The 14938-nt window shown below is 72.0% G+C and carries 15 protein-coding genes; 6 read left to right on the top strand and 9 right to left on the bottom strand.

Annotated elements, in window-relative coordinates; all coding sequences use genetic code 11:
• Nucleotides 1–56: 56 nt before the first annotated feature.
• Nucleotides 57–809 (bottom strand): hypothetical protein, encoded by a 753-nt coding sequence (locus ACZ4Z3_RS10615; protein WP_468500608.1) that lies wholly within the window; start codon nucleotides 807–809, stop codon nucleotides 57–59.
• Nucleotides 810–1044: 235 nt separating this feature from the next.
• Between ACZ4Z3_RS10615 and ACZ4Z3_RS10610 the strand changes: the two genes are divergently transcribed.
• From ACZ4Z3_RS10610 to ACZ4Z3_RS10600, 3 genes are read left to right on the top strand one after another with little or no spacing between them, the layout of a single operon-like run.
• Nucleotides 1045–2334 carry a magnesium transporter MgtE N-terminal domain-containing protein gene (locus ACZ4Z3_RS10610; RefSeq protein WP_468500607.1) on the top strand — a complete coding sequence of 430 codons (1290 nt, stop codon included), beginning with the start codon at nucleotides 1045–1047 and terminating at the stop codon, nucleotides 2332–2334.
• A complete protein-coding gene (locus tag ACZ4Z3_RS10605) occupies nucleotides 2324–3007 on the top strand; it encodes a DUF1003 domain-containing protein (protein ID WP_468500606.1) in 684 nt (227 codons plus the stop codon). Before ACZ4Z3_RS10610 ends, ACZ4Z3_RS10605 begins: the two co-directional genes overlap by 11 nt.
• Nucleotides 3008–3050: 43 nt before the next feature.
• Nucleotides 3051–4184, top strand: coding sequence for an Mrp/NBP35 family ATP-binding protein (locus ACZ4Z3_RS10600; RefSeq protein WP_055713389.1), 1134 nt, complete (start codon nucleotides 3051–3053; stop codon nucleotides 4182–4184).
• A 113-nt stretch (nucleotides 4185–4297) separates the two neighbouring features.
• Here ACZ4Z3_RS10600 and ACZ4Z3_RS10595 read toward each other — a convergent pair whose 3' ends face one another.
• From ACZ4Z3_RS10595 to sigE, 5 genes are all read right to left on the bottom strand, one after another.
• The gene (locus ACZ4Z3_RS10595; protein WP_468500605.1) at nucleotides 4298–4969 is read right to left on the bottom strand and encodes a hypothetical protein; all 672 of its coding nucleotides are present in this window, start codon (nucleotides 4967–4969) and stop codon (nucleotides 4298–4300) included.
• 310 nt (nucleotides 4970–5279) lie between these two features.
• The gene (locus ACZ4Z3_RS10590; protein WP_468500604.1) at nucleotides 5280–5732 is read right to left on the bottom strand and encodes a sec-independent translocase; all 453 of its coding nucleotides are present in this window, start codon (nucleotides 5730–5732) and stop codon (nucleotides 5280–5282) included.
• A gap of 213 nt (nucleotides 5733–5945) precedes the next feature.
• Nucleotides 5946–7586 carry a S1C family serine protease gene (locus ACZ4Z3_RS10585; protein ID WP_468500837.1) on the bottom strand — a complete coding sequence of 547 codons (1641 nt, stop codon included), beginning with the start codon at nucleotides 7584–7586 and terminating at the stop codon, nucleotides 5946–5948.
• 940 nt (nucleotides 7587–8526) lie between these two features.
• Nucleotides 8527–9744: an anti-sigma factor family protein gene (locus tag ACZ4Z3_RS10580; RefSeq protein ID WP_468500603.1), complete on the bottom strand. Its 1218-nt coding sequence runs from the start codon at nucleotides 9742–9744 to the stop codon at nucleotides 8527–8529.
• Entirely contained in the window at nucleotides 9741–10457 is a 717-nt protein-coding gene (sigE, locus tag ACZ4Z3_RS10575; protein ID WP_079054608.1) for an RNA polymerase sigma factor SigE, read from the bottom strand. Before sigE ends, ACZ4Z3_RS10580 begins: the two co-directional genes overlap by 4 nt.
• Before the next feature lie 357 nt (nucleotides 10458–10814).
• Between sigE and ACZ4Z3_RS10570 the strand changes: the two genes are divergently transcribed.
• Nucleotides 10815–11432 carry an O-methyltransferase gene (locus ACZ4Z3_RS10570; protein WP_079054609.1) on the top strand — a complete coding sequence of 206 codons (618 nt, stop codon included), beginning with the start codon at nucleotides 10815–10817 and terminating at the stop codon, nucleotides 11430–11432.
• 111 nt (nucleotides 11433–11543) lie between these two features.
• On the opposite strand, the gene ACZ4Z3_RS10565 is transcribed toward ACZ4Z3_RS10570, so the two are convergent.
• Nucleotides 11544–11711: a DUF3117 domain-containing protein gene (locus ACZ4Z3_RS10565; RefSeq protein WP_003966491.1), complete on the bottom strand. Its 168-nt coding sequence runs from the start codon at nucleotides 11709–11711 to the stop codon at nucleotides 11544–11546.
• Between the two features lie 379 nt (nucleotides 11712–12090).
• On the opposite strand from ACZ4Z3_RS10565, the gene chcB reads away from it, so the two are divergent.
• Nucleotides 12091–12882: a 2-cyclohexenylcarbonyl CoA isomerase gene (gene chcB, locus ACZ4Z3_RS10560; protein ID WP_355402204.1), complete on the top strand. Its 792-nt coding sequence runs from the start codon at nucleotides 12091–12093 to the stop codon at nucleotides 12880–12882.
• 113 nt (nucleotides 12883–12995) lie between these two features.
• Here chcB and ACZ4Z3_RS10555 read toward each other — a convergent pair whose 3' ends face one another.
• Nucleotides 12996–13586, bottom strand: a complete 591-nt coding sequence (locus ACZ4Z3_RS10555; RefSeq protein WP_468500602.1) for a DNA-3-methyladenine glycosylase I — start codon at nucleotides 13584–13586, stop codon at nucleotides 12996–12998.
• Nucleotides 13583–13933, bottom strand: a complete 351-nt coding sequence (locus tag ACZ4Z3_RS10550) for a DivIVA domain-containing protein (protein ID WP_055520438.1) — start codon at nucleotides 13931–13933, stop codon at nucleotides 13583–13585. The genes ACZ4Z3_RS10555 and ACZ4Z3_RS10550 overlap by 4 nt, the downstream gene beginning before the upstream one ends.
• Nucleotides 13934–14052: 119 nt before the next feature.
• Here ACZ4Z3_RS10550 and folP point away from each other — a divergent pair, with 119 nt between their 5' ends.
• Nucleotides 14053–14913: a dihydropteroate synthase gene (gene folP, locus ACZ4Z3_RS10545; RefSeq protein WP_468500601.1), complete on the top strand. Its 861-nt coding sequence runs from the start codon at nucleotides 14053–14055 to the stop codon at nucleotides 14911–14913.
• The last annotated feature ends 25 nt before the right edge of the window (nucleotides 14914–14938 follow it).

The raw sequence follows: 14938 nt of genomic DNA, 5'->3' as shown, positions 1-14938 counted from the left end.
CGCGGTTCCCCGCGCCCCTTCGGGGGCCTGCGGCCCCGAACGCTCGTCGGCCCGTCCTACGACGTCGGGAGTTGTTTGCCGTAGTCGACGACCGACTTCTTGTCCGGTTCCTCCAGGGGGAAGTCCTTGCCCCAGTCGGTGAGGAGGATGGTGCCCGCGTCGCCGGCGCGGACCAGGCGGAGCGGATAGGGGGTGCCCTCGAGGGAGACGTCGAGGGTGCCGCCCGCGCCCTTGTCGCCGGTGATGCGGACGGTGCGGGTGCCGGACTGGTCGTGGTGGCCGTCGGTGGAGAGGGTGCCGTGCAGGGTCAGCAGGCTGTTGAGGAGGACGTCCTTGTCGGTGAAGCCGCTGAACCGCTGGTAGGCCGGGTCGCCGGTGGGGACCTTGACGTACATGCCGTCCAGCTTGTCCGCGGCGGCCTCGTCGGAGTCGTCGTCGTTCTTGCCGCCGCCGTCCTCGTGGTCCCAGAACTCGGCGTCGGCCTTCAGGAAGAGGTGCTCGCCGACCTTCAGCAGCCGGAACGTCGTGTCGCCCGAGGTCACCGAGCCGGTGCCGCCGCCTTCCTTCAGGCGCACGTCCAGCTTGTAGGTCTTGCCGTTGCTGACGACGGATCCGGACAGCCGGACGGTGTCCGCCGCCGTGGCGGCCGCCTTCGTTTTGGTCTGGATCTTCTCGGGGGTCAGTCTGCCGACGCCGTTGGTGCCCTCGTTCGGATCCTCACTGCACCCGGTGAGCCCCAGCCCGCTCGCCACGAGGGTGCAGACGGCGCCCACCAGTGCGGCCCTTCGGGTACGGGGAGTCGGAGTCACAGACGATGCACCTCTTCGTGTGGAGTCCAGGCCTACCGCAGAGTACCGGGGCTCGCGGGGTGCCACGGAGGCAGTCCGTCCGCACCGCTCACCAGGGCATATCCGATCGGGACGGGCTAGCCTGAAGCCCTCCTCGTCCGACAAATCCCGTATGGCTCGCCTGATTATCGCGAAAGACCCACGCGGCCAGCAGAGCACACGGATCTCGCACCAACACGCAGGAAAGGGGCGGCTCATGGCGGCGGTGGCGCCCCGGATCTTCGTCTCCCACCTCTCCGGAATCTCGGTCTTCGACCCGAACGGCGACCAGGTGGGCCGCGTCCGCGATCTCGTGGCCATCCTGCGGGTCGGACGGAAGCCCCCGCGGCTGCTCGGCCTGGTCGTCGAACTGCACACGCGACGCCGCATCTTCCTGCCGATGACGCGGGTCACCGGCGTCGAGTCCGGCCAGGTCATCACCACCGGGGTGCTGAACGTGCGCCGCTTCGAGCAGCGGCCCACCGAACGGCTCGTCATCGGGGAGCTGCTGGACCGTCGCGTACGGCTCGTGGAGACGGGTGAGGAGGTCACGGTCCTCGACATCTCCGTGCAGCAGCTGCCGGCCCGCCGGGACTGGGAGATCGACCGGGTGTTCGTCCGCAAGGGGAAGGGCGGCGCGTTCCGGCGGCACAAGGGCGAGACGCTGACCGTGGAGTGGTCGGCCGTCACCGGGTTCTCGCTGGAGGAGCACGGGCAGGGCGCCGAGAACCTCCTCGCGACCTTCGAGCAGCTGCGCCCCGCCGACCTCGCCAACGTGCTGCACCACCTCTCCCCCAAGCGCCGGGCGGAGGTGGCCGCCGCCCTCGACGACGACCGCCTCGCCGATGTGCTGGAGGAGCTGCCCGAGGACGACCAGATCGAGATCCTCGGCAAGCTCAAGGAGGAGCGGGCCGCGGACGTCCTGGAGGCCATGGACCCGGACGACGCGGCCGACCTGCTGGCCGAGCTGCCGGTGGCCGAGCAGGAGCGGCTGCTGACCCTGATGCAGCCGGACGAGGCGGCGGACGTACGGCGGCTCATGGCGTACGAGGAGAAGACCGCCGGCGGACTGATGACGACCGAGCCGATCGTGCTGCGCCCCGACGCCACCGTCGCCGACGCGCTGGCCCGGGTCCGCAACCCCGACCTCTCCCCGGCCCTCGCCGCCCAGGTGTACGTGTGCCGGCCGCCCGACGAGACGCCGACGGGGAAGTACCTCGGCACGGTCCACTTCCAGCGGCTGCTGCGCGACCCGCCGTACACCCTGGTCAGCTCGATCCTCGACGACGACCTCCAGCCGCTCGACCCGGACGCCGCGCTCCCCGAGGTGGCCGGGTTCTTCGCGACGTACGACATGGTGGCGGCGCCCGTGGTCGACGAGAGCGGCTCGCTGCTGGGCGCGGTGACCGTGGACGACGTGCTGGACCACATGCTGCCGGAGGACTGGCGGGAGACGGAGTTCCATCTGGACGACGACGATGTGGAGGGGGCCGCCCATGGTTCCTGAGCGTTCCGAGCGCCAGGGGCGTGACGGGCGGGACGGAGGGCGCGAGCGGGCACACGCCGGGGCGGGGACACGCGAGCGCACGCCGTCCTCCGGGGCGCCTGTGCGGGAGCGCGTGCCCGCTGGGGCCACCGCGCGCCCGCGCACCCGTCTCGACCAGCCCCTGCCGCGCCGAGCGAGGCTCCTGCCCGAATGGGACCCGGAGGCCTTCGGGCGGCTCTCGGAGCGGATCGCGCGGTTCCTGGGCACCGGGCGGTTCATCGTCTGGATGACCGTCGTGATCATCCTGTGGGTGGTGTGGAACGTCTCCGCCCCGCGGGACCTGCGCTTCGACAACTACCCGTTCATCTTCCTGACGCTGATGCTGTCCCTCCAGGCGTCCTACGCGGCCCCGCTGATCCTCCTCGCGCAGAACCGGCAGGACGACCGGGACCGGGTCAATCTCGAACAGGACCGCAAGCAGAACGAGCGGTCGATCGCCGACACCGAGTATCTGACCAGGGAGATCGCGGCCCTGCGGATCGGTCTCGGGGAGGTCGCCACCCGCGACTGGCTTCGCTCCGAGCTCCAGGACCTGGTCAAGGAGCTGCACGAGCGCGACGGCGACGGACATCGCGGGACGAGGACCCTATTCCCGCCGGAGCGCCCCGGCGGGCGTGACATGGACGACCGCTGAGAGGGCTCCCAGGGGCCCGGCGCGTCGCCGTACCATCGTCACTATGGCTACGGAAGACGCGGTGCGCGAGGCACTGTCGACGGTGAACGACCCCGAGATCAACCGCCCCATCACCGAGCTCGGGATGGTCAAGTCGGTGGAGATCGGTGCGGACGGAGCGGTCGCGGTCGCCGTGTACCTGACGGTCTCCGGCTGCCCCATGCGCGACACCATCACGCAGCGTGTGACGGAGGCGGTCGCCCGGGTCGAGGGCGTCACCCGTGTCGACGTCGAGCTGGACGTGATGAGCGACGAGCAGCGCCGTGAGCTGGCGTCCGCCCTGCGCGGTGGCCAGACCGAGCGCGAGGTGCCCTTCGCGAAGCCGGGCTCGCTCACCCGCGTGTACGCGGTCGCGTCCGGCAAGGGCGGCGTCGGCAAGTCCTCGGTGACGGTGAACCTGGCGGCCGCGATGGCCGCGGACGGTCTGAAGGTCGGCGTGGTGGACGCCGACATCTACGGCCACTCGGTGCCGCGCATGCTGGGCGCCGACGGCCGTCCCACCCAGGTCGAGAACATGATCATGCCGCCGTCGGCGAACGGTGTGAAGGTCATCTCGATCGGCATGTTCACCCCGGGCAACGCGCCCGTCGTCTGGCGCGGCCCGATGCTCCACCGCGCCCTCCAGCAGTTCCTCGCGGACGTCTACTGGGGCGACCTGGACGTCCTGCTCCTGGACCTCCCGCCGGGCACCGGCGACATCGCCATCTCGGTGGCGCAGCTCGTCCCGAACGCGGAGATCCTCGTCGTCACGACGCCTCAGCAGGCGGCGGCCGAGGTTGCCGAGCGGGCCGGCTCCATCGCGGTCCAGACCCACCAGAAGATCGTCGGCGTGGTCGAGAACATGTCGGGCCTGCCCTGCCCGCACTGCGACGAGATGGTGGACGTCTTCGGCACCGGCGGCGGCCAGGTCGTCGCCGACGGCCTCACCCGCACCACCGGCGCCACGGTGCCCGTCCTCGGCAGCATCCCGATCGACGTCCGTCTCCGCGAGGGCGGCGACGAGGGCAAGCCGGTCGTGCTCTCCGACCCCGACTCCCCGGCGGGCGCGGCCCTGCGGGCCATCGCCGGCAAGCTGGGCGGCCGTCAGCGGGGCCTGTCGGGCATGAGCCTGGGCATCACCCCGAGGAACAAGTTCTAGGGCGCCAGCCGAAGCAGGAGAGCGCTCCTCGGGGGCGTTGACGGGGCACCGCGGGTCATCCGACGCGGTGCCCCTTGTCTTCTGGGGGTGTTTTGCGGGCGTACGTCGAACCGCTAGGCGTACGTCACGATGTCCTTGATCATCGCGAACCCGAGGCCGTACGCGCTCATCCCGCGCCCGTACGCCCCTACGTGCACCCCTTCCTGGGTCGAGCCGGCGAGCACCCATCCGAACTCGGACTCGCGGTAGTGGAAGGGCGTGGGGACGCCGTCCACCGGCAGGGACAGCGTCGACCAGTCGGGTCCGGCGAGATCGTCCGCGAGGGCCCACGCCGTCTCCGTCTGCTGGTCCAGCCAGTCGTCTCTCAGGGTGTGGTCCAGCTGCCCGGGCCAGGTGAAGGACAGCAGCCCCACACCGGCCAGCCAGGCGGCGGAGGAGACCGAGGTGGCCTCCAGCAGGCCCGTGCCGTCGGCGCTGCGCCGTACGTCGTTGGCTGCGACGGTCACGACGACCGCGAACCGCTCCTTGGGTTCGTCCTCCGTGACCGCGGTGAACTCGTTGCGGACCGAGGGCTCGTCGCCGTGTCCGACCGAACCGTGCTCGACGGCGCCTTCCGCCGAGGTACCGACCTGCATCAGCCAGCGCGGCCCCGTGAAGGCCTCGTCGAGGCCGTACCAAGGGAAGGGCGCCAGCAGATAGCCGTCGACCGTGCGTCGGGCGGAGGGCAGCTGTTGTCCGCCCTCCGCGGCCGACGCCTGCGCGCCTACCCGACTCGTCGTCTCCATGTGCCCGGACGCCTCCTCGCTCTCGACGGACCGGAGCGGCCCGCCCCCCTCTCGGGCGTCGCGCTCGCTTTCCTTACGGTCCGCACAACAACTGGGCAGCATAGCCACAGCGCTCCGAGCAGCAGGGAAAGCGCCCGGCGCGTAGGACGGCGTACGGGCGGCTTCGGACCGTACGAGGGCGTGTGACGGTATGAATCGCATCACGTACGGGGGCGTGGCGGCACGCGGGTGTACGGCGCGGAAGCGCAGGCGGGAGGCCGTGCGGACGACTACGGGCGGCGCGGCTCGGGCGGGCGACCGTGCGGTCGGCTCAGGTGGCGTCCAGGTCGTACGGCGGGCGCTCTTCCAGTTCGAGCTTCTCGCGCTTCTTGGTCATGTCGACGGAGCCGCCGGACCCGGAGGAGGAGCTGGAGAGGGCAGCGGAGGACGGCGACTCGGACTCCCGGCCGTGCACCGCGTCCGTCAGCTCGGCCATCTCCTTCTTCAGGTCGAAGCCGTTGCGGATCTCCTTCAGCCCCAGTTCGTCGTTGTCCAGCTGCTTGCGGATGAACGTCTTGGGGTTGAGGTCCTCGAACTCGAAGTCCTTGAACTCGGGGCCGAGTTCGTTGCGGATGTCCTGCTTGGCGCTGTCCGAGAACTCGCGGATCTTCCGGATGGTCCGCGTGACGTCCTGGATCACCTTCGGGAGCTTGTCCGGACCGAAGACGAGCACGGCGAGGACGACGAGCGTCACCACCTCGAGCGCACCTATGTCATTGAACACCTGAAGCTCCTTGCGATGTCCTCGGTCCCGATCCGCGGGCCTCGGCAGGTCTTCCGTGGTCCGGGCCGGGTCCACGGTACCCGGCGATGCTGTCGAACCGGTACTGTCGGGCGGCCCCGGACCATGGTCACGCCACGGTTTTCCCAGCTGTTTGCCTGACAGGAGGGGGGGACGGCTCCCCCTCCTGTGACGTCGTCGGCATGCGCGCCGGTGTCAGCCCCCGTCGGAGGAGCCCAGGGTCAGGGTGACCTTCTGCTCCCCGCCGTCCCGCTGGAGGGTGAGTTCGAGCCGGTCGCCGGGCCGGTGGGCGCGCACCTTGACGATCAGTTCGTCGCCGGAGTGGACGCGCTGCCCGTCGACCTCGGTGATCACGTCACCCGCGCGGATGCCCGCCCGGTCGGCGGGTCCGCCCTTCTTCACGGTGCCGTCGCTGTCGTCGCCGACACGGGCGCCGTCACCCGAGTAGTCCATGTCGAGGGTCACGCCGATCACCGGGTGCGTCGCCTTGCCCGTGTTGATCAGTTCTTCGGCGACGCGCTTGCCCTGGTTGATGGGTATCGCGAAACCGAGCCCGATCGAACCGGCCTGGCCGCCGTCCGACTCGGAGCCGCTGCCCGCGGAACGGATGGCGCTGTTGATGCCGATCACCCGGGCGTTGACATCGACGAGGGGGCCCCCGGAGTTGCCCGGGTTTATCGGCGCGTCGGTCTGCAACGCGTCGACGTACGACACGTCGCTGCGGTCGCCGCCGTCCCCGCCGGCAGTGATGGGCCGCTCCTTGGCGCTGATGATGCCGGAGGTGACGGTGTTGGCGAGGTCGAAGGGGGCGCCGATCGCGACGACCGGGTCGCCGACCCGTACGTCGTCGGAGTTGCCGAGCGGCAGCGGCTTCAAGCCGTCGACCCCCGACACCTTGACGACGGCGAGGTCGTACCCGCTGTCCCGGCCGACCAGGCTGGCGTCGGCGGTCTCCCCGCCGCTGAAGGTGACCGTGATCTCGCCGTCGTCCCCGGCGGGCTCCACGACGTGGTTGTTGGTGAGGATGTGGCCCCGCTTGTCGAGCACGAACCCGGTGCCGGTGCCCTGCGCGTCGGAGCCGCTCACATGGAGGGTCACGACGCCGGGCAGCGCGCTGGCGGCGATCCCGGCGACGCTGTCCGGGGCCCGCCCGGTCGTCCCGCCGCCGGCCTGCGGCAGCTCGACCTCGCCGACCCCGCCGTTGCGCTCCAGATACGCCCCCACGGCCCCGCCGACACCACCGGACACGAGCGCGATCAACACGGCCCCCAGCACGAGGATCCTCATCCCTCGCTTCCGCCGCCGCGCCATGTCGTCGACACCGGCCCCGTTCTGCTGCAACGACCCCGACGCGGACCACGGATCGTAGTTCCGCCAGGGATCCCGAGCCGCCGGGGAGGCCCCTTGGGGAGCATCAGCGAAGGGGGGCTGCGTCGAGTCTGTGTAGGGGGCGGCTGGGGTGCCGGCCTGGGAGGCGTCCGGGTGGACCGGCGAAGGGGGGTGAGAGCCGTCCGGGTACGGATGCGCCGCGGGCGGCGATGTGGGCTGGGCGCCGCCCGCGTACGGGGGCGCCACGGGGTGCGAGCCGTCCGAGTAGCCGTCCCCGTAAGGCGGTGGGGCGGGCTGGGAGACGTCCGCGTACGGCTGCGGGGCCGCGTTCCCGTAAGGGGCGGGCGCTGGTGCGGCCGACGTGGCGTGTGTGCCGTTGGTCGAGTGGGCCGACGGTGGGGCGGGCTCGGCGGCCTGGGGCGCCACCATGGTGGTCGTCGCACTGGGCACCGGGGGCGCGGCCGGGGCCGTCGCGCCGTGCGAGGGAGCCACCGCTGGGCTCGGCACCCCGTGCGCCGACGTCCCCGGCTGAACGGTCGTGCCGTGCGCCGGGGTTGTCGCCGGGTGCTGGACCGGCGGTGCGGGCGCCCAAGGGCCGGGCTCGCCGTAGGGCGGGGTGCTGTAGGGATCGGGGTCGTGCAGCGGCTTGGGGCGCTCCACGGCCGTTGCCGGGCCCTCTGCGGGGCCTGGGGCTCTCAGCGGCTCCGGCGGGCTCTGCTCCCTCACACCCGCCACCACGGTCACCGGCGCCTCGTGACGCGGGAGCGGAGTCGTTTCGTCAGTCGTGGGCGCGCTCTTCTCCAGGACGAGCCGTGTGGTCGTCTCGTCCGCCTCGACGTGGGCGCTGTCCGCAGCCGTCGGTGCCTCCCCGCCCGCGTCCACGCTGAGAGTCGTCGACGCGTCGGCGCCCCTCGCCGGGCCGGCGGAAACCGGCCGCGCCAGCTCGAAGTCGCCACTGTCCGCGTCGGCACTCTCCGCACGCCGCGTCGAGCCGGCCGACGGCGCGGCGTCCCCCGGCGGCTCGTCCTGTCGGGACGGTGCCACGGGGTCGGCCAGTGCGAAGTCGTCGTCGTGGGCGGGGCGGCCGGGGGCCGGTGTCGTCGCGGGTCGCTCCAACTCGAAATCGCCCCCGTCGCTCGCCCTGCCGCCCGCGTCGCCCGCTCTGCCGGCTCCGTCTTGCACCGCGTCCGCGGGCGCCCCGTCGGCCCCCGAAGGCCCGCTGTGGTCCCCCGTCGTCCCGGCCCCCGCGCCATGCGCTCGGGGTCGGCCCCACCACTTCCCCTTCGTGGGCTTCCCCTCGTTCATGTTCTCCCCACACCTGGGGCCCGTCCCGAGGACCGGCCCTACGCCCACCGTTCGCCGAGTGCCGCCGGCCGGAACCGGCCGGAGCGGACACGGCCCACTCTGGATTCAACCAGGTTCGCGGGCCGGCGCGCAGAACTCGGGGTCAGCGGAGGGCAGGGGAGGTGGGAGGGGGAGACGAGGTGGTGTCGGGGGCTGTCAGCAGGCCCGGAGCGATGAGCTCGGGTGCCTGGGACCAGGTCGTCAGCTGGAACGGCGGGGCCGCCGTGAGCGGACGTATCAGCGGGGACATCACGGCCGCGTCCGCGAGGACAGGCGTGGGCAGAGGGCTCACGGCCTCGCGGAGCTGACCGCCCGGCGCGGGGATCCCGGGCAGCAGGGGCGCGGAGACCTCCGTCGGCGCCACCGGCACCTCGGCCCGCTGGCCCTGTCCGAGGAGGGGGCCGGCGGTCCCACGGCGGCGCTGCGCCTCGGGGCTCGTGGCCGCTCCGGTGGTCTGGGTGCGCAGAGGCGTGACGTTGCTGCCGGAGCCGGCGCCGCCCCGGGCGTCCACCGTCTCGGCGGGCACACCCGAGGTCATACCGCCCAGCGCGATCGCGGCCAGCGAGACCGCGCCGGCCGCCACGAACGCGAACCGCATACCGCGCGAGGCCGAACGCTCGGCTTCGTGCCGGCTCACGTCATGGATCCGAAAGCCGCGGTCACCCGTGGCTCCGCGCTCCTCGGCGGCCGTGCCCTGTCGGCCCTCGCCGCTGTCCCCGTCGGCGGAGAGCGAACTGCCTCCGCCGAGGAAGCCGCGGTCGCCGGACGGGGACCGTCCGTTGAGCCCGCTTCGGTCGCCGAGGAATCCCCGAGCCCCGAGGAAGCCCCGGTCACCGAGGAAACCGCGTCCCCCCGTCAGGCCCCGACCGCCGAGCACTCCACGGCCTTCCGAGGGTGAGAGCGCGCCGCTGTGCGGACCTGAGGGGACGTATCCGAAGGAGTCCCCGGTGGTGCCGAAGACGCCGAAGTCGGCGAAGTCCCTGTTGTCGGAGGGGTCCAGCGGGAGTCCGGGGCCGCCGGGCGCCCCCCCGAGTCTTCCTCCGAAGCCTCCGCCGCCCAGCGGGGAGCCGCCGTCGAGGTCGCCGCCCGCCGGGAGCATCTGGAGCCGGGCCAGGAAGCTCTCGGAGGGAGGCGGCGGCGCGGCCTCCGCGAAGACGTTCTTCAGTCGGCGCTGGGCGTCCGCCTCCGCCTTGCACTTCGGACACGTGGCCAGATGTGCCAGGACGCGTTCGCGCGCCTCATGACCGAGCTCTCCGTCGACCAGCGCGGAGAGTCGGTCTCCCAGATGCTGCTCAGCAGGGGTGGGCCGGGATCCACTCACGCGGTCGCGCCCCCTCCTCCCAGCGCGGGCACCCGGGGCACCGTGAAGCCGCGGCGCTGCTCGGCCCGGGCCTCCGGGGAGCGGTGCGCGAGGGCCTTGCGGAGCTGGGAGCGGCCGCGGTGGATCCGCGAGCGGACCGTACCGAGCTTGACGCCGAGCGTCGCGGCGATCTCCTCGTACGACAGTCCTTCGATGTCGCAGAGGACGACGGCGGCGCGGAACTCCGGGGCGAGGGTGTCGAGGGCCTGCTGGACGTCGGCGTCGAAGTGCGCGTCGTTGAAGATCTGCTGCGGGGTGGGCTCGCGGCTGGGCAGGCGCTCGGCCGCGTCCTCCCCGAGGGCGTCGAAGCGGATGCGCTGCTTGCGCCGGACCATGTCCAGGAAGAGGTTCGTGGTGATGCGGTGCAGCCAGCCCTCGAAGGTGCCGGGCGTGTAGGTCGACAGGGAGCGGAAGACGCGGACGAAGACCTCCTGGGTGAGGTCCTCGGCGTCGTGCTGGTTGCCGGTCAGACGGTAGGCGAGGCGGTAGACCCGGCCGCTGTGGGTGCTGACGATCTCCTCCCAGGTGGGCGGAGTCCACGCCTGCGCGTGCGCGTCCGTGGTGAAGGTCGCAGTCTGCGCTCCGTGTGCGGCGGCAGCGTCGGCGTGGGCGTGGTCAGCGGTGTCGTTCACGGATTTCGGCCTACCCGCCGATCCGAGAAAGCGCCGCAGCACTCCTCCCCGATCCACAGGCGCAGCCGCACCTCCCCTATCGGCTCTGGTGGTGTCCAGTGGAGCCCCTACCATAGCCACCTCGCCCGTTAGCTCCGGATAAGCGGTTTTACGAGAATTTGATGTGTGCCGATGTGCCTCATACGGCTGATCCGGCCGATCCGGCTCATATGGCTTTGTCAGCACCTGCACCGGCGCCTGCTCGCCGTACCGATCCATCACTTGACCCCCGTCGCGGCCCCCGTCACTCACTCATCCCTTTAAACGACCGGTCCCATCAGCAGGTTCCCGGCGGCAACGGATACAGTCACGCCCAGGCATCCGCGGGTACATAAGGAGAGGGTCATTACCGGCAACCGGCTGACGAGCTGGGCGTTCGCCGACGCCTTTGTCGCCGAGGACGACGCGCTGCGCTGGGCTCGCGACCGGGCTCGGGAAGCAGGGCTGCGCTCGGTGTCGCCCGGCACAGGCGCCGCGTTGAGCATGCTCGCGGCCTCCGTGGACGCGAAGGCGGTCGCGGAGATCGGTACCGGGACCGGCGTCTCCGGCATCCACCTGCTGCACGGCATGCGGCCGGACGGTGTGCTGACCACCGTCGATCCGGAGCCGGAACACCAGCAGTTCGCCCGGCAGGCGTTCCGCGCGGCCGGCTTCGCCAGCAACCGCGCGCGCTTCATCCCGGGCCACGCCCTCGATGTGCTGCCCCGGCTCGCGGATGCCGGGTACGACCTCGTCTTCTGCGACGGCGACCGGCTGGAGAGCCTCGACTACCTCGCTGAATCGTTGCGTCTGCTCAGACCCGGCGGGCTGGTCGCCTTCGAGGGTGTCTTCGCCAGCGGCCGCACCGTCGACTCGGGCCCCCAGCCCACCGAGGTCATACGTCTGCGGGAGCTCCTGCGCACGGTCCGTGAGAGCGCCGAGCTGGTGCCCTCCCTGCTGCCGGTGGGCGACGGCCTGCTCTGCGCGGTCAAGCGCTGAGGGCTCCCCGCTCCGCCCCCGCCGTTCACCGGGCCCGCCCCGTACAACAGTGCCCCGGCACCACCGAGGGGCGGTGCCGGGGCACTGAAGAGACATGGGTCGCTACGCGCGTCAGCCGACGACCTTCTTGAGGGCGTCGCCGAGGGCGTCGGCCTCGTCAGGGGTCAGCTCGACGACGAGCCGACCGCCGCCTTCGAGCGGAACGCGCATGACGATGCCCCGCCCCTCCTTGGTCACCTCGAGCGGGCCATCGCCCGTCCGCGGCTTCATGGCCGCCATGCTCGTTCCCCTTCCTGAAACCAGCTCATCGCCATAGCCGACGGCCCTGGAGGGCAGGCGCGGGCCCCACCTGGGGACACGCGACACCGGCATCGAACACATTGCTTCCAGGCCATTATCCCGCATCTCATGACCCGATGACCAACATCAGTAGGCATCGCTTGGGCAACGCGCGCGAGCAAAACCACCCAATTCGGCGGTGTGGCTGCGATACTGCGCCACCACACCGACATCGGTCACCGCTCGGCCGATCGTGATTCTTTGACACAGGTCACACGTCCGGCCCGCGCCACCGTCGGTGATCTCCGACATGCTGTGCTGTGACGCAGGGCGTACCGACCAGTACGTCACCAGCCGCGACACCGGAGGGGTAACCGCCATGGCCGACACCGTGCTCTACGAGGTGCACGACGGACTCGCGACGATCACGCTGAACCGCCCCGAGGCGATGAACGCGCTGAACATCGCGACCAAGGTCGCGCTGCGGGAGGCCGTGGAGTCCGCCGCCGGGGACGACGCGGTACGGGCCGTGCTGCTGACCGCCGCCGGGGACCGGGCCTTCTGTGTGGGGCAGGACCTGAAGGAGCACATCGGGCTGCTCGTCGAGGACTCGACGCAGGTCATGAGCACGGTCAAGGAGCACTACAACCCGATCGTGAAGGCCATCGCGGGCATGGCGAAGCCGGTGGTGGCGGGCGTGAACGGGGTCGCCGCCGGTGCCGGCCTGGGCTTCGCGCTGGCCGCGGACTACCGGGTGGTCGCCGAGACCGCCGCGTTCAACACGTCCTTCGCCGGGGTCGCGCTGACCGCGGACTCCGGGGTCTCGTGGACGCTGCCGCGCGTCATCGGGCCGGGCCGCGCGGCCGATCTGCTGATGTTCCCGCGGAGCATCAAGGCCCAGGAGGCGCACGAGCTGGGGATCGCCAACCGGATCGTGCCGTCGGCCGCGCTGCCGGAGGCGGCCGAGCAGGTGGCTCGGATGCTGGCCGAGGGGCCGACGGTGGCGTACGCGGCGATCAAGGAGGCCATGGCGTACGGGTTCTCGCACTCGCTGGCCCAGACGCTGGACAAGGAGGACGAGCTCCAGACCCGGGCGGGGGCGTCGGAGGACCACGCGATCGCCGTGCGGGCGTTCGTGAACAAGGAGACGCCGAAGTACCTGGGCCGCTGAGGTTCGGCTCGGCGGGCCGCTCTCCCGCTCGGAAGGGCGCGCTCCTCTCGCGGGGCTCGCCCTTCCCGTGGTCGGAAGGGGTGTAGCCACCCCGCCGGGCCACCCTGGAGCGGCTAGAGCACCGCCCCTCTCGCCACGCAGGTCTCCAGATGGTCGTCGACCAGGCCGCACGCCTGCATCAGGGCGTATGCCGTGGTCGGGCCGACGAAGCGGATGCCCTGCTTCTTCAGGGCCTTCGACAGGGCCGTGGACTCGGGAGTGACCGCCGGGACGTCGGCGAGGGTCTTCGGGACCTGCCGGGTGGCCGGGTCGGGGGCGTGGGACCAGATGAGGGCGTCCAGATCACCCGGGGACCACTGTGCGAGGACCCGGGCGTTGGCGACCGTCGCCTCGATCTTGGCGCGGTTGCGGATGATGCCGGGGTCGGCGAGGAGCCGCTCCTTGTCGGCGTCGGTGAAGGCGGCCACGTCGGCGATCCTGAAGCCGCAGAAGGCCGCGCGGAAGCCCTCGCGGCGGCGGAGGATGGTGATCCAGGAGAGGCCGGACTGGAAGGCCTCCAGGCAGAGCCGCTCGTACAGCGCGTCGTCGCCGTGGACCGGGCGGCCCCACTCCTCGTCGTGGTACGCCACGTAGTCCTCGGTGGACAGGGCCCAGGGGCAGCGCGGGGCGCCGTCGGGACCGGCGAGGGCCGTGCCGTCGCTCACCGGTGCTCGCCCTCCTCCGGTTTGCGCAGGGACGTCATGGTGGCCGCGCGGGCGCCGGCGAGCGCCGACTCCAGGTCGGCGATCCGGGCGTCCCGCTCGGCGATCTCGGCGCTGAGGCGGCTGAGGGCGTCGTCGACGTCCACCATGCGGTAGCCGCGCACGGCGACCGGGAAGCGGAGGGCCTCCACATCGGCGCGGTTGACCGGGCGGTCGGCCGGCAGCGGGTCCTGGAGCCGCTCGGCCGGGGCCTCGGGCAGGGCGGCGCTCTCGCCGCCGCCCACCACGGCGAGCGTCACCGCGGCCACCACGACCGCGAGCGCGACGACCAGGAACAAGAACATGAACATCGCTGGGGTCCCCTCGACTGTGTCCGCTCCGATCGTGCCATGCGAGTCTGACAGTTAGGGTCGCAGGCGGTTGGGCAGGGCGGTCAATCGGCGGGACGTACTGGGAGAGGGCACAGCGGATGCTCAGGCTGGGCAAGCGGGAATTCGGCACGCACGAGCCGGTGATCATGGCGATCGTGAACCGGACCCCCGACTCCTTCTACGACCAGGGGGCGACCTTCCGGGACGAGCCGGCGCTCGCGCGCGTGGAGCGGGCTGTCGCCGAGGGGGCCGCGATCATCGACATCGGCGGGGTGAAGGCCGGGCCCGGCGAGGAGGTCACCGCCGAGGAGGAGGCGCGGCGGACGGTGGGGTTCGTGGCCGAGGTGCGGCGGCGGTTCCCCGACGTGATCATCAGCGTCGACACCTGGCGGCACGAGGTCGGGGAGGCCGTCTGCGAGGCCGGGGCGGATCTCCTGAACGACGCGTGGAGCGGGGTCGATCCGCGGCTGGCGGAGGTGGCGGCGCGGTACCGGGTGGGGCTGGTGTGCACGCACGCGGGGGGCGCCGAGCCCCGTACGCGGCCGCACCGGGTCGAGTACGACGACGTCATGGCGGACATCCTGCGGGTGACCGTGGGGCTCGCCGAGCGGGCCGTGGCGCTGGGGGTGCCGCGGGAGTCGGTGCTGATCGATCCCGGGCACGACTTCGGGAAGAACACGCGGCACAGCCTTGAGGCCACCCGGCGGCTGGGGGAGATGGTGGCGACGGGGTGGCCCGTGCTGGTGTCGCTGTCCAACAAGGACTTCGTCGGGGAGACGCTGGACAAGCCGGTGAAGGAGCGGGTGGTCGGGACGCTGGCGACGACCGCGGTGTCGGCGTGGCTGGGCGCGCAGGTGTACCGGGTGCACGAGGTGGCCGAGACCAGGCAGGTGCTCGACATGGTGGGTGCGATCGCCGGGCACCGGGCTCCGACGGTGGCCCGGCGGGGGCTGGCGTAGCGAGAGGCAGGGGGCTGCTCCCCTG

Source organism: Streptomyces sp. NPDC030296, from assembly GCF_055572815.1.
Note: the sequence above shows the minus strand (reverse complement) of the source record. Positions and strands in the feature narration are given on the sequence as shown.